Genomic DNA, 22,093 nt, shown 5'->3' with positions numbered 1-22,093 from the left:
CGTATTACTAGATTAAAAATAAAACAGGCAGTCACTTTTGAACTGAATCCCATTTGTTGTTAGTGTATAACAATTAGGGTATGCAGTACTGTGAATGCCTGTTTTTTGTTGATTTTTATTTTGTTAAAAGTTAAGAAGGAGCATTCTCTGTTTCGGTTCTACGTTGAATTTTCTTCAAACGATATAATAGGAAAACTGCGGCGATTGCTAGACCTGTAATGAGGCCAATCCAGTAACCGTAAGGGCCATTTGACGTATAGTTTGCTAATACATAACCTAGAGGTAATCCAATAATCCAATACGCTACTAATGTAATCCAAAACGTGCTGTTGACATCTTGATAACCACGCAGCACACCTTGTGTTGGGGTTGCGATGGCATCTGAAATTTGAAAAAAGATCGCATAAATTAAAAAGTGTTGAATGAGGTCGATCACATCAAGCTCTGTGGAATAGATCGAAGCAACCTCATAATTAAAAGTAAGTAAAATAAGTGCAGCGACGAGTGAGAATCCAATAGCTGTAAATATACCTAATTTAGCATATTGCTTCGCATCTTTATGACGTGATGCGCCTACCTCATATCCAACCAAAATCGTTAAGCTGAGACAAATACTTAGCGGGAACATATATAATGTACCAGAAAAATTGTTGGCGGCTTGATTGGCTGCGATCGTTGCAGTATCAAATTGACTCATAAGTAACGTGATCGCGGCAAAGATTGCTGTTTCAAAAAAGATGGCAAAGCCCATAGGCACGCCTATTTTCATAATTTCTTTACATTTTGTCAGTGACAGCTTATAAAATTTATGAAATACACCGTAGCTTGAGCAAGCAGGATGCTTATGGACGATAACAATTGCAATGATGAAAATACACCAGTAGGTAAATGCGGTTGCTACGCCAGATCCAATCCCACCTAACCTAGGGAAACCTAAATGTCCAAAAATCAAGACGTAACCTGCGCCAACATTTAGTGGTAAAGTTAATAAAGTGATCGCCATAGAAATCTTCGTTTGCCCAAGTGCATCAATAAAGGAGCGGAGTACAGTGTAACCAAACAAAGGAAATATACCAAAAGCAAGTGCAGTTAAAAAATAATAAGCGATATGATGTACCTTTGGATCTAATCCCATATAATTTAGGATGGGACTTACTGTAAATATTCCAACGAGTAATACGCTTAAGCTTACTCCAACCGCTAACCATAAAGCCTGAAAAACAGAATAACCAACTTTTTCCCTTTGCTTCGCGCCAATATAACCTGCAACGATTGGGGTAATTCCCATTAAAATTCCACTGATGCCAGTTTGTATTGGTAACCACAAGCTAGATCCAATTGCCGCCCCAGCCATATCCTCTTTACTGACATGACCTGACATACTGGTATCAATAAAAGCCATTAACGAAAGCGCTGTTTGTGTAATAAAGATCGGAATCATAATATGTAGAAATTGTATGTACTTTTGCTTTAACGTATAAGTTTGCCTCATTGTAAAACGCTCCATTTCTTATCCATATAAACAGCCGCCCCCTTCAAGAAATAAAGGAAGCGGCTTTAAAGCAAAAACATTTGTTCTTCGTATTAATGTAAAAAGCTACTGCTTTGATGTCTGCAAATACTAAAATGAATAATTTCAAGTGCGTCATCTGGTTCTAAAATCGTAAGACCATCACGCAAGATGATTTTGGAGTTTAGCTCATCTTCGTTCAAGAAGGGTAACATATCAGGGAACCATTTCATGACAATTTGGTGCAGTTTAACAGTCTCTACCTCCATATAAACCACCCTTTCCACCTTAGAATCATTCACATCTAGAATCATTCTTGCAGAGAGATAGCTGATGAGTAGGGTAAAGCATAAATTGCATAAGGCTATTATAACATATGAAATGTAAATTGAAATGGTTGTTTCACTGATTTATACAATGTAAAAAATGTATTATTTATCCTTTTCGGAAAGAACCCATAATTCCCACGGTTTCCACAATGTTAACAAAAGCCTTTGGATCACTTTTAGTGATGATTTCTTTTAACTCTGCTAATTCATATCGGGTCGTTACTGTCATAAGCATATCCTTTTCCTTATGGGAAAAAGCACCCTCTGTTTTAATTAGAGTAACACCACGTGGAATTTTTAACAGGTGTGATAACATTTCCTCAGTCTGGTCTGTCACAATAAACACCGTGATTTTAATATGACTGATGTGGATGAGATCGATGACCTTTCCCGTTAAATAAATGGATACCATAGAGGCTAATGCTGTATTCCAGTTTCCTTCAAGATACCCCGCTGCCAAAATGACAGACGCATTTAATGCAACCAGCACATTGCCTATTGGGAAATCACGATATCTTGTAATAATGGAGCCAATAATATCGAAGCCCCCTGTAGATCCACCCACTCGAAATGAAATTCCTGCCCCAAGTCCTACCAGGACTCCACCAAATACAGCTGACAAAAAGGTATCGTTCGTTAATAAGTTGTCAGGAGTAGGAATGATCGCAATGAACCAAGTTACGGTCGCGACAGATAAAATGGTTAGTCCAATAAATCTTTTGCCAAGAAAAATAATACCTGCAATCAACAACGGAACATTATATAGCAAATATAATAAGCTTAAATCAATGGGAGTAAAATAATTGGTTAACATCGATAAACCGGAAACCCCACCACTAAGCAAATGATGCGGAACTAAAAATAAGTTAAAGCCTGCAGCTATAAATGCTGCCCCTAAAATTATCGTAATGATTTTCCTAATTTCTTTGATCAATTGTGATTCACCTCACAGAAAAATTTAAAAGTAGACGCTTATGTTTGCTGGTGTTCCTTGATTGTTATGTGCTATAATGTTTTAGATATTCTTGAGTACGTGAAATTTTGACAAAATATAGTACCGCTAATTACAGCGGAATGAAATATTGGAATTTGATAAAGGAAATCAAATGCCCTATGTAAACTTTATAGGCTATTTGGATAGTCTATAAACATTCCAAGCGCTACTTAAGAATACATTCAAGAAAGTGGAATGTCCACTACGATAGAAGGAGTATGAAAAATTTGAACACATTTGCAGAATTCGGCCTAGAGCCAAAGGTGCTACAAGCAGTTACAGAGCTAGGATTTGAGGAGGCAACTCCAATCCAGGCGAAATCAATCCCGTTTGCGATGAAGGGACATGATTTGATCGGACAAGCTCAGACTGGTACAGGTAAAACTGCAGCATTTGGTCTACCTCTGATTAACAAAATTGCAAAAGAGGAAGATAAGATTGTTGCTTTAATTATGACACCAACACGTGAGCTAGCGATTCAGGTCGCTGAAGAGATTGGAAAGCTTTCTCGCTTCAAAGGAATTCGTTCGCTTCCGATTTATGGTGGACAAGATATCGTCCGTCAGATTCGTGCTTTGAAGAAGAAACCTCAGATCATTATCGGTACACCAGGACGCTTGCTTGACCATATTAATCGTAAAACGATTAAACTAGAAGATGTACAAACTGTTGTCTTAGATGAAGCAGATGAAATGTTGGATATGGGCTTCATGGAAGATATTCAGTCCATCTTGAAGCAAGTTCCTGAAGAACGTCAAACGATGTTATTCTCCGCAACGATGCCAGCAAACATTCGAAAATTGGCAGACCAATTTTTGAAAAACCCAGAGCATGTCTCCGTTATTCCTAAACAAGTCAGTGCACCACTGATTGACCAGGCATACATTGAAGTACATGAACGTCAAAAATTTGATGCGTTATCTCGTTTGCTTGATATGGAATCACCAGATCTAGCGATTGTTTTTGGTCGCACAAAACGTCGTGTGGATGAGCTAGCAGAGGCATTACAAAAACGTGGTTACTCCGCAGATGGCTTGCATGGTGACTTGTCTCAAAATCAACGTGATAACGTAATGCGTAAATTCCGTGATGGCAGCATTGATGTTTTGGTAGCTACAGACGTGGCTGCGCGTGGTCTAGACGTATCAGGTGTAACGCATGTTGTTAACTTTGACTTGCCACAAGATCCTGAGAGTTATGTACACCGTATCGGCCGTACAGGTCGTGCAGGTAAAGAAGGAGCAGCTTGGTCCTTTGTTACTCCAAGAGAAATTGATCATTTACACTTTATCGAAAGAATTACCCGTCACAAAATTACGCGTAAACCACTTCCTAGTATTGCGGAAGCGATTGAAGGGAAGCAACGTATTACGGCAGAACGTATTCTTGAGCTTGTTGAAGTTGGTGAGCTTGGTGAATACAAAGGTATGGCGATTCAGCTCCTTGAGCAATATGATTCTGTTAATTTACTTGCAGCTGCATTTAAGCTAATTACAGGTGATAAAAACGAAAAGGCAAATATCGAGCTAACACCAGAAGAGCCAATTCGTGTGAAACGTCGTAACCCAGATATCCGCTCCAGCGGACGTAAGCCAAGTGGCTATGGTAATAACCGTGGAGGTAGCTACCGTCGTGACAATCGTGAAGGTGGAAGCCGTGGTGGTTATGGTAGTGGTAAAGGCGGATACAATCGCGATAATCGTGAAGGCGGACGTGATAACCGTGATAATCGTGAGGGTGGACGTGAATATCGCTCATCTGATCGTAAGCCTCGTACAAGCGGAAATAGTAATGGTGGAGAACGTAGACCACAAAAACGTTCAGAAAATACACCTAAGTAATTGTGCATAGAAGCTTAAACTTACATTGTAAGCTTGAGCTTTAAATAACGATAGAAAGAAGACGCAAGTAGAGGTGCTTGTGTCTTCTTTCTTATGATTTAATTAGCATCATTTTAGTAAAAAAATGACTAAAATAGTTGGTGGATGATTGTTGATTCATGTATAGTAGTATAGTAGAGATATATAAATATCTGTGAGGGGAGAAATTGTACTTGGAACCTAAAGGAATGATGGGTGGATTTTATAAAATCACCGAATGGATTATGAGAATATCGGGCAGTAACCTACTTTGGCTTATTTGTTCATCTCCGTTTTTATTTTTCCCGATAACATGGTTGTTTGCTCCAACTGCGGATAAAGAGATTTTAGGCAGCCAAACTTTATTTTTTATGGCAATTTTGGCACCGTTTACACTATTCCCAGCTACCGCTGCTTTGTTTTCAGTTACTCGGAAATGGGTGATGGGTGAAGGGGATGTTGGTGTTACCAAAACTTATTTTAAAGGGTACAAGGAAAACTATAAGCAAAGCTTTTTAGGCGGTATTTTTTATACATTGCTAATCGTAATCATGATTATTGATTATCGTGTATATATGAATCAATTTAAAAATTTACAGCTTCTTGGTATGATTATGCTCGTTTTTTTAATTGTATTATTTGTGTCCTTATTTAACTTTTTTGGTTTGGTAGCGCATTACCATTTAAAAGTATCTATTTTACTTAAAAATTCAATTTTGTTAACGATTATTAATCCATTTCGCGTACTTTCCACGGTGTTATGTACAGTGCTGTTAGGTTTTCTAACCTATCGCTTTCCATGGTTGATTTTGTTTGGATTTGTAAGCTTAACCGCATTTGTTGCTTTTTATAATTTTTATCTTGGCCATAACAAGCTACAAGAAAAGGTCCAAAAAATGCGTGAAGCTGAGGAAGAAAAAGCAGAGACTAATGAAACAGAAAATTCGGATATTGAAGAAAACAAGTAAGTTTACATTTAGTTAACAAAGTTCTATAATAGATTTACGTCCTGCGATGTACGTTTCGGTTTTATGTTATTTTGAACCAATGACTTTATCTCGGGAGACTTATATTGCAATAAATGACGAAAGGCCCTATCTATATGATGAGGGGACTTCGAAGCTTGTTGCCGCGGTCACCCACCTGCTATGCAGGTTCGAGATAATATAACTGGACGGCATAGGCGGGTCCTATTATGTAATTAAAAGCAACACTTTGTGGGCTCAAGTGATGGGCGTATGGGGTGTTGTTTTTTATATTTTAAATGGTAACTAGTGTTTTGCTTTTGTTTGTTTGAAGATAATGGTAGACTATATAATTATAAAATATATTCTTCAAATTAGTGTAAGGTGACGAAGGAGGAAGAACGGGTTGTCATTTAAGAGAGTATTAACTGGCATTATTCGGAGTCAGGAGGGAACAAGCGACCGCGCTAAGGTTCCAGAATTAAAAACAAGATATTATCAAATGAGTAGAGATCGAATGTGGGAGGAAGTTACTTCTGTTTTGAAAAAAATCCCAGGCTATAAGGTTACACATGAGGTTGAGTCTGTGGGGGAAATTATTTTAGAGAAAAAAACGAAGTTAGGAAGAACGATGGATGTTACCGTATCTATCATTTCGACAGGTCCAACACGCACTGCCATTGATATTTATTCAGCAACCCGAGGTTCTTTTGGTGATATGGGTTCAAATTACCGCGTTATTTTACACTTATTTAGAGTTTTAGATAAGAAGTTTTCATCCTACAAAGTGTCTTAAGTGATCATTGTTATAAACAAAGCGAGTAGGGATTTGTTCTCTACTCGCTTTCGTCTTTGATCTTAAATTTAAATTTCTTTAATGATTATTTAGGGCTGCTTGGTTTTGGTTTTTGAGTAATTAAGTTTAAGCTAACAGCTTTTTAACCACATGAATTGGCTCATCATAATTAGGATGGTCAGCCATTTCCTTTAAGTATTCTACATATTGAATTTTGTTATGTTGGTCGATAACAAAAACAGCTCTATGGTCTAACTTGAATTCATCAATTAGTACACCATAGGCTTTGCCAAATTCATTATCTTTATAATCAGAAAGTGTGATCACAGATTCAATACCTGCTGCGCCACACCAACGAGCTTGAGCGAATGGCAAGTCAACACTAACGGTTAGGATAACAACTTCCTCACCAAGATCAGCTGCTGCTTGATTGAAACGACGTGTTTGAGCATCGCATACGCCTGTATCGAGAGAAGGCACGACACTGATTAATTTGATTTTTCCTTCATAGTCTTTCAGGGAAACTTCAGTTACGAGGTCTTTGTTAAGCTTGAAATCTGGTGCTGTATCCCCAACCTTTAATTCTGGTCCAATAAGTGTAATCGGATTTCCCTTAAATGTTGCTCGAGCTTGTGTCATTTTTATTCTCCTCCTAAGCGTTGTATAATAAATTTGATACAATTTTAATTATAAGCTTTTTAAAATGGACTTGTCCAATGATTGACTTACAGAAAGGATAGATTACATGATTTTTATTCGGTACGAAAATTGGAAAAGCTATATCAAATATTACCCAATTACATGTATATTGTTACTTGCCAATGTGTTGGCGTTTATTTTTTTGACGATGAAAGGTGGATCAACTGATCCATACGTATTGCTGCAATATGGTGCGCTGACGAATATTCCCCCAGCAGATCAGGAATGGTGGCGTTTGATCTCAGCAATATTTTTGCACCAAGGATTTCAGCATTTATTTTCAAATAGCTTTTCGATCTTAGTTTTTGCCCCACCATTAGAGCGATTAATGGGAAGCTTTAGATATTTGTTGCTTTATTTAGGTAGTGGTGTGGTGGGGAATATAATCACCTTAATGTATTATCAAACATTAGACAGAGCTGCGTTGTCTACTGGGGCTTCAGGCGCAGTATTTGGGGTTTATGGCGCGTTTTTATTTATCGCCTTATTCCAGGGGATGAAAATGGATGAAACCTCACGCAAGACATTATACAGCCTTTTGATCTTTGGTATTGTTTTTTCATTTATTATGCCAAATGTAAACTGGATGGCGCATTTAGGTGGGTTGGCTGGTGGATTCCTTATTTATGGATTGTTTAGTAAGCGAATTGCTGGGAGGTTTTAAATTAGTAGCTGACAATGAAGGGTGGAAGCTGCGAGACAGAGGGTTCTTTCGATCGTTGTTAAAACCAGCTTCCTTTTAGTATAAGGTAGAAGTTAGAAGCTGGTTTTAAAGACGAACGTTTCACTTCTCCAGAATCCCTCTGTCCCTCCGCTAATGTGGGTTGGTTGTCAACTACTAATTTAAGGGATGAAACATATAAAATAAAAAAACGTACACATGTAGAGCTAGCCTCATCTCCTTATATGGTGTACGTTTTTTTTATGTGCAAAATACAATTCGATTGATGTAGTAGTTGGCAATAGGGGGTGGAAGCTACGAGATAGAGGGTTCTTTCGATCGTTGTTAGAACCAGCTTCTTTTGATTGTAAGTTAGGGGTAAGAGGCTGGTTTTAAATACGAACGTTCCACTTCTCCAGAATCCCTCTGTTCCTTCGCTAGTGTGGGCTGATTGTCAACTACTAATTTAAGGGATGAAACATATAAAATAAAAAAAACGTACACCATGTAGAGCTAGCCTCATCACCTTATATGGTGTACGTTTTTTTTATGTGCAAAATACATTCGATTGATGTAGTAGTTGGCAATAGGGGGTGGAAGCTACGAGATAGAGGGTTCTTTCGATCGTTGTTAAAACCAGCTTCTTTTAATTGTAAGTTAGGGGTAAGAAGCTGGTTTTAAAGACGAACGTTTCACTTCTCCAGAATCCCTCTGTCTCTTCGCTAATGTGGGTTGGTTGTCAACTACTAATTTAAGGGATGAAACATATTTATCTATCATGGAGGTAACTGATGTCCAAAGTAATGTATAGGAAGTTAATGGTTGAAGATTGTGAACTAATAAATGATATGAATCCATCGCAATTTATAAAAAGAGCATGGAGAGAAGTAGATGGAAAACGCAAGTTAGTGGACATAAATTATCAAGATTCTGATTGGGCTAATGGTTACAAACACCATTTTAATAATTTGAAAGCAACTGTTTTGAGTGATGGCGAAGCTATAGGCGCTTTTGATGAAAGCAACAAATTAATAGGATTCGCAACAATAAACCGTGAGTTCTTTGGTGAAAAGTATAACTACGTTTTATTAGACCAGTTATTTATATCATTAGAGCATAGAAATAAAGGAATAGGAAAAAAATTGTTCTTAAAAATTGCAGAAGTAGCCAGAGAATGGAAAGCAGATAAAATATATATTTGTGCTGGTTCTGCTGAAGAAACAATTGCATTTTATTTTGCGATTGGTTGTAAAGAGGCGATAGAAATAAAAAAAGAACTATATGAGAGTGACCCAAGAGATTTTCAATTGGAGTTTTCCTTATAATTCTTTAAATACTACTACTCAACTTCAATTTCCTTTACCGTTTCCCCTGCAATGAGCATAGGCTGATAATAGGTTTGATTAGGCAAGTCTTTTTTGCCTTGAAGGCTTTTAATAATCCAGTCTGCGGCATCACGACCCATCTGCTCCTGCGGATGGGTTAAGGTCGTTAGCTTGGTGCTTGCATTTTTAGCAATGTAGGAATTGTCTTGACCGATAATGGACAGCTCATCTGGAATGGAAATGTTGAGGCTCCTACATACATTTACGACTTCTAACCCCACCTCATCGTTATAGCAGACAAGAGCAGTTAGCTCATCACGCTGATCACTTAAGAAGATTTCTAAATTTTTAGACAAATCCAGCTTAGAGGCAGTGTCAAAAGAAAGCACATGCTCTGGTAGAAAACGTAATTTTGCCTCGCCAAGCGCTTTAATGTAACCCTTCATACGATATTTACCTTGCATATCATCCATTTTAGCAATAATTCCGATTTGAGTATGACCTTTTCGAATCAGCTCTTTGGTGGCTAAATAACTAGACTGCACATCATCTAGGCAAAAGAAAGGAACATCTAGCTCCTCGTAGTAAGCATTAATCATAACAAAAGGAACATCTTGCTCCTTAAAGGACAAGTAGTAAGCAATGTTGGGATTATACAAATTACTTTTTGTAGGCTCAATAATTAAACCATCCACACCATAAGAGAGCATCATCTCTAGTGCTTTTTTTTCCTGAGCCATATCGTTATTGGTACTAGCTAACAGTAATGAATAGTTATCTTCGTTTAAACGCCCCTCAATCCCACGAATAATCGACGGGAAAATATAATCGGAAATATAGGTGGTAATGACACCAATCGTTTTTTTGCTCCCGCCCCCATTTGCTTTAGAGCGATATTGATGGCTTACATAAGTACCAGAGCCTTTTTCACTTCGCAAGAATCCCTCGTTAGACAATTCCAAAATTGCCTTACGTACCGTTTGCCGACTAACATTATAGCTTTCTTGTAGGGCTAACTCCGTGGGGATCTGTTCACCTACTTTATAGGTTCCTGATAAAATATTGCTTTTTATATCATCAATAATGACTTGATATTTCGGTTTCATGTCATTCATCATTCTCATCCTTGTTCCTTTAAAATTTGTACGTACATATCTTAACATGAATTGCAAGCAATGAAAACGTTGGGGCCCTTTGATAATAAAACTAATTTTTGCACATAGACATATTTTTAATTCGTTTTATGTATGTATAACTACTACTTTATATTGACAAATGTACGTACAAAAAATATACTATTGCTGAGCATAAGAAAGCGTATTCTTTTATTGTTTGTATAATTAAGGACAAAAGATTAACTAGTATCGCCCTCATTTTTTACTGTATCGTTTATGTACAAACTATGCACAGAGAGGAGGCATACATGATTATGAATCATGTAGGCTTAAAGGAAGCGATAGCTAAGGGAGAAACAGCCTTAGGTATCGAATTTGGATCTACTCGGATTAAAGCAGTGCTGATGGATGACCAATTTGTGACGATTGCATCAGGAAGCTATGAATGGGAAAATTTGTTGAAGGATGGATATTGGACCTACAATCAGGAGGACATTATTACAGGACTTCAAACTGCGTACCGTGAAATGAAGCAAGAGGTTAGTGAAAAATATGGCCTTACTCTGCAAACTGTAGGCGCAATTGGTTTTTCTGCAATGATGCATGGTTATATGGCATTTGACCAGACAGGCAAGCTGCTTGTCCCGTTCCGCACATGGCGTAATGCAACAACAGGTGTGGCGGCAAAGGCGCTAACAGAAAGATTTCAATTTAATATTCCGGAGCGCTGGAGTATCGCTCATTTATATCAAGCAATTTTAAATCAAGAGGAGCATGTGCCACAGATTGATTTTGTTACAACGTTAGCAGGTTACATCCATTGGTTGTTAACAGGCAATAAGGCAATCGGAATTGGTGATGCTTCAGGTGTTTTTCCTATAGATGAAGGTACACATAACTACCATCAAGGAATGGTAGAGCAGTTTGAAGCTCTGATCGCTGATCGTAATTATCCATGGCGTCTACAAGGTATTCTTCCAAAGGTATATCTTGCGGGTGAAGATGCAGGGGCATTAACGGAAGCAGGCGCACGCGTTTTAGACCCATCTGGAGACTTGCAGGGCGGGATTCCGCTGTGTCCGCCAGAAGGTGATGCAGGCACAGGTATGGTCGCGACAAATAGTGTGAAAAAACGGACAGGGAATGTGTCTGTAGGGACATCTGTGTTTGCCATGATCGTGTTAGAAAAGGAATTATCTAAGGTGTACCCAGAAATTGATATGGTGACAACGCCTAATGGACATCCTGTTGGGATGGTTCACGCCAATAACTGCTCTAGTGATTTAAATGCTTGGATCGGCTTGTTCCGTCAATTTGCTGAAAGTATGGGCTACGAAGTAGATGCTGGTAAATTGTATAGCGTCTTATTTAATAAAGCGTTAGAGGGTGACCCTGACGGTGGTGGCTTGCTTAGCTATGGTTATTTATCTGGTGAAAATATTACAGGTATTGACCAAGGTAGACCGTTATTTGTTCGTTCTCCTGAAAGTAATTTCAATTTAGCTAATTTTATGCGAACTCATTTATTTACTGCATTTGGTGCTCTAAAGCTAGGTATGGACATTTTAACTCATAATGAGCATGTGGCGATTGATAGTATTTTGGCGCATGGTGGTTTGTTCAAAACTCCAATTGTGGGACAAAAAATTGTTGCGGCTGCTTTAAATGTTCCTATTTCTGTCATGTCTACCGCAGGTGAAGGTGGTGCGTGGGGGATGGCGCTGTTAGCATCGTTTATGAAAAATAAGGAGCAATCCCAAACGCTAGAGGATTTCCTTGAACATAAAGTGTTTAAAGATGTAGAAGGACAAGAAATTTCACCAGACCCTACTGATGTGAAGGGCTTTGAAGTATTTATGGAGCGTTATCAAGGTGGTCTAGCGATTGAGCAAGCCGCTGTAGATCATTTGCTAGAGAATGGGAGGGAATAAGAAATGCTAGAGCAGCTTAAAGAAGAAGTTTTTCAAGCCAATCTAGATTTGCCGAAGCATGGGCTTGTTAAGTTCACATGGGGAAATGCAAGTGCGGTTGATCGTGAACATGAGTTGTTTGTAATTAAGCCAAGTGGGGTCAGCTATGATACCATGAAACCTAGCGATATGGTTGTTGTTGATTTTGACGGCAACGTGGTAGAGGGGGAGTTAAGACCTTCGTCAGATACACCAACTCATGCTGTGCTATACAAGCATTATGCGGAGATTGGAGGCATTGTTCACACTCACTCCACGTGGGCAACAATATGGGCGCAAGCTGGCCTTGATGTACCTGTGATGGGCACAACCCATGCAGACACTTTTTATGGTGCTGTTCCTTGCGCACGCTTTTTGAATCAAGAAGAAATTGATCGTGGTTATGAGGCGGAAACTGGAAATGTCATCATTGAAACGTTCCAGCAACGTGGACTTGATGTAATGGCGATTCCTGCCGTGTTATTGCATGGTCACGCACCGTTTACTTGGGGGAAGGATGTGAAATCCGCGGTTGTAAACAGTGTTGTACTCGAAGAGGTTTGTAAAATGAATTTGTATGCGCGTGAATTAAACCATTTTGCAAAGGAATTGCCACAAAATATTTTGGATAAGCACTATCTTCGTAAGCATGGAAAAGATGCTTATTACGGTCAGAAATAATTAATATTCAACTTGAAAATCAGGAAGTGACAATAAGCTAACTTAGCGGAGGAGCAGGGAGATGGTGGAAAAGCGAGAGCGTCCGCCTTTAAGGTCGCAATTTCATCATTTCAATATATGTTTTAAAAGAAAATGGGACCTTAACAGCGGTTGAAACCACTCTCTGCTACGTAGCCTCTTACTTCATAGATTGTCAAACCATGATTATTATTAAAAAATAATTTATTAGGGAAAAGAGGATGATTGTTTATGACAGCAGTAGCTAAACAATTTTGGTTTGTTGTAGGTTCTCAAAATTTATATGGTCCTGAAGCGTTAGCAGAAGTAAAAGCAAATGCACAAAAATTGGTAGATTCATTAAACCAAAGTGGTAAATTACCTTATCCGTTAGTATTGCAAGATTTAGCGATTAGTGCTGATAAAATTACGAGCATGATGAAGGAGATTAACTATCGTGATGAGGTAGCAGGTGTAGTAACTTGGATGCACACGTTCTCTCCTGCAAAAATGTGGATTCGTGGTACAAAGCTATTGCAAAAACCATTACTTCATTTAGCAACACAATTTAATGAAAGTATTCCTTGGTCCACCATTGATATGGACTTTATGAACTTAAACCAAGCGGCACATGGCGACCGTGAATATGGCTTTATTAATGCTCGTCTTGGCAAGCAAAATAAAATTGTTGTTGGCTATTGGGAACGTCCTGAGGTACAACAGCAAATCGCAGATTGGATGGACGTAGCGGTTGCTTATAATGAAAGCTTCAACATTAAAGTAGCTCGCTTTGGCGATAACATGCGTAATGTTGCTGTAACAGATGGCGATAAAATTGAAGCGCAAATTCAATTGGGTTGGACGGTAGACTATTATGGCATCGGTGACCTTGTTCAATACGTAAATGCAGTGACAGAGCAAGAAATTGATGATTTGATGAAAGAATATGCTGAAGCTTATGAGTTTGATTATGGAACTAATTCCAAAGAAGCTTGGGAAGCTAGTGTAAGAATCCAAGCAAGCTATGAAATTGCAATAAAGCGTTTCTTGGATGAAAAAGGCTACAATGCCTTCACTTCCAACTTTGAAGACTTACATGGCATGAAGCAGCTTCCAGGTCTTGCAGTGCAACGCTTAATGGCACAAGGGTATGGCTTTGCAGGTGAAGGCGACTGGAAAACAGCAGCGCTTGATCGCTTGTTAAAGGTAATGAGTCATAACCAAAACACAGGTTTTATGGAGGATTACACTTATGAACTAGCTGCTGGACAAGAAGCGATCCTGCAATCACATATGTTAGAGGTAGACCCAACATTAGCCGCCAATAAACCTAAAATTATCGTGTCTCCATTAGGCATTGGCGATCGTGAGGACCCAGCTCGCCTTGTGTTTGATGGTAAAGCAGGTGAAGGTGTAGTTGTTTCTATGGCTGACTTTGGTACACATTTCAAGCTGTTAATTAACGAGGTTTCAGCATTTGAACCAACTGTCCCAGCACCTAAGCTACCTGTAGCACGTGTAATGTGGAAAGTGAAGCCAAACTTCCAAGACGGAGTACAGGCTTGGATTCAAAACGGTGGTGGTCACCACACTGTTGTGTCATTAAACCTAACAACAGATCAAATTATTACGTATGCAAAGCTAGTTAACTTGGAGTACGTTGTAATTAAATAGGTTCAGTTTATTATCAGTACTTGACAGCACCTGGAAGGTGGAAGCTACGATACAGAGAGTTCATACGATCGTTGTTAAAATCAGATCCCTAGATTATATGAAGTTTATAGTTAGAATCTGATTTTAAATACAACCGCTACCGCTTCTCCAGATTCTCTCTGTCTCTTCGCTAGTTCGGGCTGGCTGTCAAGTTCTGATCTAAAGCTTAATCTCCTATCCATTTATAATAGACTAATAATATAAAGTGAGTATCCTAAGTAATCATTATTTTAGGGTACTCACTTTTTTATAATATAAATGTATACAATCAGTCTATTTATAATCCAGGGCACACAGGTTATAACTTCTCAATAGGGAATAATAAAGATAGCTCACCATTTTGGTCTTGAGGTTGATAAAATTCTTGTACTGCTCCTGCTAATGTATATTCGTGATGAGGGAAATAGGCTTCGAGGATATGATTAAAGATTTCTTTATAGGAAGCTTGGTTACATTTGACCACAATGTATTTAAACGAAGGGATAACCCATTTCACCCACCCATCAGGCGCCTCTGCATCATCTAAAACCTCACATCCTGCTAAATATTTACCTTCAGTAGCCCATCTTTCGAACTTTTCATTCACATCACTCATCGCACCCCAAATTCCAGCAATAAGTCCTTCTGAAGTCATTTTTGCAAGATGGCTTATTTCAGAAAATCGACTGTTGGCTTCTTGCCATAATGGTGGTATCCAAATAGCACTGTTACTGGCAAGTCCCTGACCCATTTGTCCAATGACTGTGAACTGCGGTTTAACGATAATATCAATCTTAACCATCACTTGTTTTCCCCCTCAAATTAAGAAATCAAACAAGAACATTTGTTCTATTTTATTTTACTATATAGCGTAGATAATACAAGCATTTTGTAGGTCAGAAATAAAAAAAGAACCGATCCAATAACGAATCGATTCTTTGTGTTTAAATTATAAAAATTTAGATTAATCCCTGTTGTTTACAAAAATTAAGATCAAGCGTAATAGTTCAAGTAAGGACACTAGTGCGGCAGCAACATACGTTAATGCAGCAGCATTTAACACCTTACCTACACCACGCTCATCTTGGTTGGTTGCCAAGCCGTTGCTTAACATAATACGGCGTGCGCGGTTACTTGCATCAAATTCTACTGGCAATGTGACAAGCTGGAACAAGACAGCACAGGAGAAAAATAAAATGCCTAGTCCAATTAATCCTGTAAAGTTAAAAATAAAACCTAAGATTAACATAAATGGTGCAATTCCTGAAGCGAAGTTCACAACAGGGAACATCCGATGACGTGCTACAAGCATTGGATAGGCTTCCTTGTGCTGAATTGCATGACCTACCTCGTGACAAGCAACTGCAATCGCTGACACGGAACGCTCATGATATACTGGCTCAGACAATCTGACAACACGAGCGATCGGATCGTAGTGGTCAGTTAAGCTGCCTTGGATAGGCTCGATAGGCACATCATACAGTCCGTTGGCATCTAACATTTGGCGTGCTGCATCATAACCTGTAAGACCATATTGGTTAGGTACTTCAGAGTATTTGTTAAATGTTCCTTTAACTCTAAATTGAGCCCATAAGGATAAACCAAAAGCTAAAATGATTGGAATATACATTAAGTTAATATACATCTAGGTATCCCCCCATAATTTGTATGAAATTTTAAAGCTATTTTGGATCAATATTAGATTAATAACTGACAAATCAACAATAACAAGCGGAGGGGCAGAGGATGGTGGAAAAGCTTGCGTCCGCCTTTAAGGTTGAATTTTCATCAAATAAATATTCATTCAAGAAAATCGAGCGGTTGAAACCACTCTCTGCACCGAAGCCTCATGCTTCAAAATTGTCAGGCATTAATTATTTATTGAGCCTAGCTTTAGCTAAACGGATTACTATTATTTAATAAAAATTGTAATGCCTCAATACATGCAACACTTTGTGGTGTCAGGTGAGAAAAAGCGCGTTTTGCTTGGTTTGGCTTTAAATTAGAAATTAAAGGCTCCAGTTCCTTCACTTCCTTCTCTAATTGCTGCATGTGAAGCTCAAGCGAGGTTAATTTCTCATTGATTTGCTCCTCAGGGCTCACTTGATTCCATTTAAGTAGCTTTTCCTTAATTTCCTCTAACGTATACTTTTGGGCCTTCATTTGATGAATACGTTTAAGTCGTTTTAAGGTTTCAGAATGATACAGACGATAGTTTTTTTGAGTGCGCTTCTCTGGCGAAATTAGCCCTAATTTCGTGTAATAATCAATCGTCCGCTGACTAATTCCTGCAACTTTTGACAATTCTCCGATTCGATACAATTTCATAACTCCAATATGTTCACCTCATTTTATCCTATATTAGGATAGAATTACGGCTCAATCTTGAAATTAGTTCTTGACCACTAATCCAAACTAACGAAGAGACAGGGCGATTCTGAAGATGGTCTCTTAAAATCAAATTCCATCCATAAATAGACTTCAATAAAAGGAATATGATTTTAACAACAATCGCAAGAACGCTCTGGATCGTAGCACTTCTAACGTTGGCAAGTACTAATTTCTAGATAGAGCCAGAATTATTTTTAAAAATTTAATTTATGTACTTAATCATACTGTAATTATAACTGTACAGTCAAACGTCATACTTTATAAAAAATAGTGGCTTTCTAAAATGTGTGACTATATGTTACATATAATGTTACACAAAGTGCAAATTTACGATTTTTTTTCAAAAACCTATTGTGTTATTGGATATTTTGGTCTTATAATCACCTTATAAATTTTATTGTGTAAGGAAACATGACATTAAGGAGTGGGGTAAATGAGAAAAAAGGTGCTTTTAAGTCTATTTGGTGGTTTAGCAATGTTAGCTTTTCCAATTTCAGCTTTTGCAGCAGAAGGAGAAGTTAACAATACGGTATTAGAAGTTGGCTTGAATTCTTTGTTTGTTTTCCTTGCAGCGATGTTAGTTTTCTTCATGCAAGCTGGTTTTGCTTTATTAGAAGCAGGAACAGTACGAATGAAAAATGCGGGACACGTTGCAGGTAAAACAGTATTGACGTTAGGAATTACCGTAATTGCGTGGTGGGCATTAGGTTTTGGTTTTGCATTTGGCGATGGAAACTCCTTTTGGGGAACAACCGGTTTTATGTTTGGCGGGGCAGGGGATATTGGTTCATTTAGTGTATTTGCCGAAACGTCTGTACCTTTAATTTTAATGTTTTTGTTTCAAATGGCTTTTGCGGCAGTTTCACTCGCAATTGCTTGTGGTGGTATGGCAGAACGTGCAAAGCTAAGTGTTTATATTATTTTTGGAATTATTTTTACTATCGTAATTTATCCGATCGTTGCTCACTGGGTATGGGGTGGTGGTTGGTTAGGTAACCTTGGTATGCAAGATTACGCTGGATCCACAGTTGTTCACTTAACAGGTGCAACAGCGGCGTTAGCAGCAACTATATTGTTAAAGCCACGTCTTGGTAAATATAACAAGGATGGCAAGCCAAACAGTATTCCAGGACACAACCAAGTATTAACGGTGTTAGGGGTTATCATTTTATGGATTGGTTGGTTTGGCTTTAACCCAGGTAGTGCATTAACACCGCTTGGCGATGGATTTTTTGGATATGTGTTGATGACGACCAACTTAGCTGCTGCTGCTGGTGCGGTTGCTGCATTGTTAATCTCTTGGGCTGTAATGGGGAAATCAGACATTCCGAGTATGTTAAATGGTGTGCTTGCTGCACTTGTAGCGATTACTGGAGCATGTGCGTTCGTAGAAGCTTGGGCAGCAGTTGTCATTGGTGCAGTTGCAGGCGTGTTAACCTTCTTCACCTCAAGATGGTTTGATCGTGCAGGGCTTGATGATCCAATCTATGCATTTTCAGTACATGGGATTGCAGGGGTATGGGGCGCGATTTCAACAGGACTATTTGCAACACCGGAGCTTGCTGAGACAACAGGAGTAGGCAAAGCAGGGCTATTTTATGGCGGTGGCTTTGAGCAAGTTGGTGTGCAAGCACTTGGTGTTATCGGTACCTTTGCTTTTGTATTCGTCTTATCTTATGGGATTTTACTAGCGATGAAATACTTTATGGGTCTACGTGTAACTGAAGAGGAAGAAATGATGGGGTTAGACATTAGTGAGCATGGTACGTATGGCTATCCAGAGCAAATGAGCCTTCTTAATTCTCAAATCGTCAGTGGTAACAAAAATCCTGATGTTGGTGCATAAACTATAATAGACTGACATGGAAAAGTGACGGTCCTAGCGAGAAAGGGAGTGCTGTAATGAGTCATTCTATTGCCTCGGCTACTTCTCCCGCCATGCTGAGGATAGCCCGAATGGAAGAACAAGAAAAATTGTATGAGTTATATAAAGAAACACCAATTCAACGGTGGAATCGAAATGTCTCAGATCTGCATGATGCTGTGATGCGAAGAGCTGTCATGTTATGCGAGGAAAAAATGGTACAGGAGGGCTTTGGCCCTCCGCCAGCACCGTATGCCTTTATCGCATTTGGTAGCGCAGGGCGAGAAGAGCAGACTTTGTGGAGTGATCAGGACAATGGATTGGTAATTGGGGACGGGGAAGAAGAGGACCAAGTACGTGATTATTTTCAAGCCTTTGGTGATAGATTAGTACAGATCTTAACGGAAGCGGGATATCCACCTTGTCCCGGCAATGTCATGGTCTCTAATCCAATATGGAGAAAATGCTTAAAGGATTGGGAGAAGCAACTCTGGTATTGGAGTGGGCTACGTGGCTGGGAGCAGGTGAGATATTTAATGATTGCTGCCGATATGCGTTATATTGCGGGGAGTCAGGAGCTTGCGGCGAAGCTAAGCATGGCATTTGCGAAAGTCATTGATCAAGGAGACGAATACGGGGAAGATTTGTCTGCGGCAATTTTACGTAATACACTCAGACACAAAGCGGCCTTAAATGTATTGGGGCAGCTCATTACTGAGCCGGTTGGAGATCATGCAGGTGATTTTGATCTTAAATATGGGTTATATATTCCGCTTGTGAATGCAATCAGATACTTAAGTTTGCAATATGGCATACATGCTTCCTCAACATGGGAAAGAATATTGCAGCTCCATCAATTAGAAGCTGTTCCGATTCGCTGGCTGGAATCGTGCCGTGAGGCCTTTGACACAGCAATAAAGCTTAGATCGATTTCACCTATTCGTCGTGCTGATGGCTCACTGGATGGGACTAATTATTTACCTCAAGTTGTAATTAAGCAAAAGGAAGTACGCTCAGAGCTACGTAACGCACTCGGAACGGTACGGTTAATGTATCGCACGCTACAACGTCAGCACCGCTATGCGGAAAGGAAATGGCTATGAAGGATCAAATGAAGGGGAATGGAGGGTTTTGGGAGGCGTTAAAAGGCGGAGGTTTATCTCCAAAAATTGCTTCTATGTTAGGAGCGCCTAGCGCTCAGCAAATTGCCTTTGTTCGGTCCTTGACGAAGGGTCAACGAAAGCCAGAGACGTTACATGTCCCACTGTTAGAACTGAAGACGGTTGTATTTGATTTGGAAACAACAGGTTTTCATTATCATTATGGGGATGAAATTCTTTCCTTTGGTGCGGTAAAGGTGCAAGGGGAGTTAGAAAGTAATGAACAATTTTATTCTTTAGTTAAGCCTACTTGTACGATTCCTGAACGGATTAGTGAATTGACTGGGATTACAGCAGAATTGGCAGGGGAGGCTCCAAGCTTACTTGAGGCATTAAGAGAATTTATGGCGTTTGTGGATGATCGTGTGCTTATTGCACATGGCAGTGCGCATGATAAAGCCTTTCTAGATGTTGCCCTATGGAAAACAACCAAAGCCCATTTAGGACATCGGGTATTAGATACAATGATGATTGCACGCAAGCTTAATCCCGATTACAGCATTGCTAGCTTAGATGAATGGCTGGATGCCTATCACATTACGATTACAAGGCGTCATCATGCATTAGAGGATGCTAAAATGACGGCAGAGCTTTGGAAGATGTTAATATTACAGCTTCGGGATCGTGGTGTGATTACGTTAGGAGATTTATATGCATATTTGAGTAAATGAGTCAGCTAAAAATATGAACTAGGAAACTTTTTTTCACTTTCAGTCGTCTATTTAACAAATTGCTAAATAAAGGTGAGATTAGATGCTGAAAGTGTTGAAAGTGAGAGTAACCTTCTTGATGATAGTCTTTATTTCTTTGCTCACTGCGTGTGAAGGAGAAGTAAACTTAAGAGTTGCTCCAGTTCATACGCAAAATGACGAAATGGACAGAACTAATTCTAGATACAAAACTTCTAACAATGAAGATTTTAAAGCGGAAATAGCTTTTGACATCGATTCCTATGAGAAGCAATTAGAAGTAAATGAACGTGAAGCGCTGAACGTAGTAAAAAACAACTTAACTGCGTTAGTCACACACGATCAAAAGCTTTATCAAGCAGACTTTGTAAATGAAAAGCTAGCTGATGCCATGAAATATTATTACGGAGAACAATTTCAGTATAAATTTACAGGGATTGATAGTATAGAACGAAATACTAAATATCACATTCAACTGCGTATCACTCTTGTTGGAGAGCGATTGAATCAAGCAACAAATACTTTAGAAGATGTCAAAATGATGTATGCAATTAGTAAAAATAAGCAAGGGGATTGGAAAATTGATACGATTGATTAAATCGCTATCACTAGGTAAAGCAGCTCTTAAAATGAGGAGATTTCCTTATTAGAGGGTTGCTTTTTACTTTTTTTAAAATAGACTATAAATATAATCTTTATTCTACCGATAATAATTAATAGTGTAATATTACAATAGCTCAAAAGTCAGTTAATGCTATTTTTAAAAGGACTATTATTATAGTCCAATTAAAATTTTATGAATGAGGTGGAGTAGATGACAGGGCTAGTAACTCAAGGTATTCATCGTTATGTAGATGAGGTTCAATTGAATATGAAGCGCCGCAATGCTGGGATAATGCAATGGGAGAAGCGATTGACTGGTGAGGAGAATGTGGATTGGAATCAGAAGTTAAGTGGAGTAGATGAACTGGATAAAAACAACTATCTAACTCTTCCTGAGCGCCCTACTTTTAGCAATACGTTGGCGCAGATTCATGCACAACCAAGTTCTAATCGCAAATTGAGTACTCAAGTAGAAGGTGAAACCACAAAAAAAATTAAGAAAGCAGAGATTCAAGCTCCAGTACAAGCCGTTGCAAAAAATAAAAATGAGGCGTTAACTAAAGCTATATTATCCAGAAACTTTATAAGTTCTAATGCCTCAGAGTCAATAGCGTCAAATTCAACTATGTTAGATGTTTTGCGATTACAAAATATGATGACAGGTGTAAATGGTGCGTTTTCAGCATTTCCAGCATATCCGTACACCCTCAATTATGATAATTCTCTTTTTAATCATTATTTAAATGGTTATTCTCCTTTTTACACTGTTGCTCCCTCCCTAGATAAGCTATATTAACTATAGTGGAGGGAAGCT

21 protein-coding genes and 1 other RNA gene are annotated in these 22,093 nt (G+C 38.7%); 14 read left to right on the top strand and 8 right to left on the bottom strand.

Annotation, left to right across the window (positions count from 1 at the left end; all coding sequences use genetic code 11):
* Positions 1–130 precede the first annotated feature (130 nt).
* The 3 genes from J2Z32_RS12720 to J2Z32_RS12710 all read right to left on the bottom strand — a co-directional run bounded on the left by J2Z32_RS12720 (position 131) and on the right by J2Z32_RS12710 (position 2,773).
* Positions 131–1,492: an MATE family efflux transporter gene (locus tag J2Z32_RS12720; protein WP_210089542.1), complete on the bottom strand. Its 1,362-nt coding sequence runs from the start codon at positions 1,490–1,492 to the stop codon at positions 131–133.
* A gap of 92 nt (positions 1,493–1,584) precedes the next feature.
* On the bottom strand, positions 1,585–1,779 hold the full coding sequence (locus J2Z32_RS12715; protein ID WP_210089541.1) for a hypothetical protein: 195 nt from the start codon (positions 1,777–1,779) through the stop codon (positions 1,585–1,587).
* 166 nt (positions 1,780–1,945) lie between these two features.
* The gene (locus J2Z32_RS12710) at positions 1,946–2,773 is read right to left on the bottom strand and encodes a YitT family protein (protein WP_210089540.1); all 828 of its coding nucleotides are present in this window, start codon (positions 2,771–2,773) and stop codon (positions 1,946–1,948) included.
* A gap of 287 nt (positions 2,774–3,060) precedes the next feature.
* Here J2Z32_RS12710 and cshA point away from each other — a divergent pair, with 287 nt between their 5' ends.
* The 4 genes from cshA (at position 3,061) to J2Z32_RS12690 (ending at position 6,453) form a co-directional block, all read left to right on the top strand.
* The gene (gene cshA, locus J2Z32_RS12705) at positions 3,061–4,674 is read left to right on the top strand and encodes a degradosome RNA helicase CshA (protein WP_210089539.1); all 1,614 of its coding nucleotides are present in this window, start codon (positions 3,061–3,063) and stop codon (positions 4,672–4,674) included.
* Positions 4,675–4,886: 212 nt separating this feature from the next.
* Positions 4,887–5,660 carry a YesL family protein gene (locus tag J2Z32_RS12700; protein WP_210089538.1) on the top strand — a complete coding sequence of 258 codons (774 nt, stop codon included), beginning with the start codon at positions 4,887–4,889 and terminating at the stop codon, positions 5,658–5,660.
* A gap of 35 nt (positions 5,661–5,695) precedes the next feature.
* Positions 5,696–5,886: non-coding RNA, 6S RNA (gene ssrS, locus J2Z32_RS12695), on the top strand.
* A gap of 177 nt (positions 5,887–6,063) precedes the next feature.
* Positions 6,064–6,453: a DUF1499 domain-containing protein gene (locus J2Z32_RS12690; protein ID WP_210089537.1), complete on the top strand. Its 390-nt coding sequence runs from the start codon at positions 6,064–6,066 to the stop codon at positions 6,451–6,453.
* 126 nt (positions 6,454–6,579) lie between these two features.
* Here J2Z32_RS12690 and tpx read toward each other — a convergent pair whose 3' ends face one another.
* Entirely contained in the window at positions 6,580–7,092 is a 513-nt protein-coding gene (tpx, locus tag J2Z32_RS12685) for a thiol peroxidase (RefSeq protein ID WP_210089536.1), read from the bottom strand.
* Between the two features lie 106 nt (positions 7,093–7,198).
* Here tpx and J2Z32_RS12680 point away from each other — a divergent pair, with 106 nt between their 5' ends.
* Both J2Z32_RS12680 and J2Z32_RS12675 read left to right on the top strand, forming a co-directional pair.
* Entirely contained in the window at positions 7,199–7,816 is a 618-nt protein-coding gene (locus J2Z32_RS12680; RefSeq protein ID WP_210089535.1) for a rhomboid family intramembrane serine protease, read from the top strand.
* A gap of 788 nt (positions 7,817–8,604) precedes the next feature.
* A complete protein-coding gene (locus J2Z32_RS12675) occupies positions 8,605–9,138 on the top strand; it encodes a GNAT family N-acetyltransferase (protein ID WP_210089534.1) in 534 nt (177 codons plus the stop codon).
* 14 nt (positions 9,139–9,152) lie between these two features.
* Here J2Z32_RS12675 and J2Z32_RS12670 read toward each other — a convergent pair whose 3' ends face one another.
* Positions 9,153–10,244 carry a GntR family transcriptional regulator gene (locus J2Z32_RS12670; protein WP_210089601.1) on the bottom strand — a complete coding sequence of 364 codons (1,092 nt, stop codon included), beginning with the start codon at positions 10,242–10,244 and terminating at the stop codon, positions 9,153–9,155.
* 323 nt (positions 10,245–10,567) lie between these two features.
* Here J2Z32_RS12670 and J2Z32_RS12665 point away from each other — a divergent pair, with 323 nt between their 5' ends.
* From J2Z32_RS12665 to araA, 3 genes are all read left to right on the top strand, one after another.
* Positions 10,568–12,184 carry a xylulokinase gene (locus J2Z32_RS12665; protein WP_210089600.1) on the top strand — a complete coding sequence of 539 codons (1,617 nt, stop codon included), beginning with the start codon at positions 10,568–10,570 and terminating at the stop codon, positions 12,182–12,184.
* Positions 12,185–12,187: 3 nt separating this feature from the next.
* The gene (locus J2Z32_RS12660) at positions 12,188–12,883 is read left to right on the top strand and encodes an L-ribulose-5-phosphate 4-epimerase (protein ID WP_210089533.1); all 696 of its coding nucleotides are present in this window, start codon (positions 12,188–12,190) and stop codon (positions 12,881–12,883) included.
* Between the two features lie 249 nt (positions 12,884–13,132).
* Positions 13,133–14,554, top strand: a complete 1,422-nt coding sequence (gene araA, locus J2Z32_RS12655) for an L-arabinose isomerase (protein ID WP_210089532.1) — start codon at positions 13,133–13,135, stop codon at positions 14,552–14,554.
* Between the two features lie 337 nt (positions 14,555–14,891).
* Here the strand turns inward: araA and J2Z32_RS12650 are convergent, their stop codons facing one another.
* From J2Z32_RS12650 to J2Z32_RS12640, 3 genes are all read right to left on the bottom strand, one after another.
* Positions 14,892–15,374: a GyrI-like domain-containing protein gene (locus J2Z32_RS12650; protein ID WP_210089599.1), complete on the bottom strand. Its 483-nt coding sequence runs from the start codon at positions 15,372–15,374 to the stop codon at positions 14,892–14,894.
* A gap of 162 nt (positions 15,375–15,536) precedes the next feature.
* Positions 15,537–16,217 carry a zinc metallopeptidase gene (locus J2Z32_RS12645; RefSeq protein WP_210089531.1) on the bottom strand — a complete coding sequence of 227 codons (681 nt, stop codon included), beginning with the start codon at positions 16,215–16,217 and terminating at the stop codon, positions 15,537–15,539.
* Between the two features lie 248 nt (positions 16,218–16,465).
* Positions 16,466–16,900, bottom strand: coding sequence for a MerR family transcriptional regulator (locus tag J2Z32_RS12640; RefSeq protein WP_210089530.1), 435 nt, complete (start codon positions 16,898–16,900; stop codon positions 16,466–16,468).
* A gap of 496 nt (positions 16,901–17,396) precedes the next feature.
* Here J2Z32_RS12640 and J2Z32_RS12635 point away from each other — a divergent pair, with 496 nt between their 5' ends.
* The 5 genes from J2Z32_RS12635 to J2Z32_RS12615 all read left to right on the top strand — a co-directional run bounded on the left by J2Z32_RS12635 (position 17,397) and on the right by J2Z32_RS12615 (position 22,075).
* A complete protein-coding gene (locus tag J2Z32_RS12635) occupies positions 17,397–18,809 on the top strand; it encodes an ammonium transporter (protein ID WP_210089529.1) in 1,413 nt (470 codons plus the stop codon).
* 56 nt (positions 18,810–18,865) lie between these two features.
* Positions 18,866–19,930, top strand: coding sequence for a DUF294 nucleotidyltransferase-like domain-containing protein (locus J2Z32_RS12630; RefSeq protein WP_210089528.1), 1,065 nt, complete (start codon positions 18,866–18,868; stop codon positions 19,928–19,930).
* The gene (locus J2Z32_RS12625; protein ID WP_210089527.1) at positions 19,927–20,658 is read left to right on the top strand and encodes an exonuclease domain-containing protein; all 732 of its coding nucleotides are present in this window, start codon (positions 19,927–19,929) and stop codon (positions 20,656–20,658) included. The genes J2Z32_RS12630 and J2Z32_RS12625 overlap by 4 nt, the downstream gene beginning before the upstream one ends.
* Positions 20,659–20,860: 202 nt before the next feature.
* Positions 20,861–21,274, top strand: a complete 414-nt coding sequence (locus tag J2Z32_RS12620) for a hypothetical protein (protein WP_210089526.1) — start codon at positions 20,861–20,863, stop codon at positions 21,272–21,274.
* Between the two features lie 216 nt (positions 21,275–21,490).
* Positions 21,491–22,075, top strand: a complete 585-nt coding sequence (locus tag J2Z32_RS12615; RefSeq protein ID WP_210089525.1) for a hypothetical protein — start codon at positions 21,491–21,493, stop codon at positions 22,073–22,075.
* The last annotated feature ends 18 nt before the right edge of the window (positions 22,076–22,093 follow it).

The organism is Paenibacillus turicensis (assembly GCF_017873435.1).
Lineage (GTDB): Bacteria > Bacillota > Bacilli > Paenibacillales > Paenibacillaceae > Fontibacillus > Fontibacillus turicensis.
Note: the sequence above shows the minus strand (reverse complement) of the source record. Positions and strands in the feature narration are given on the sequence as shown.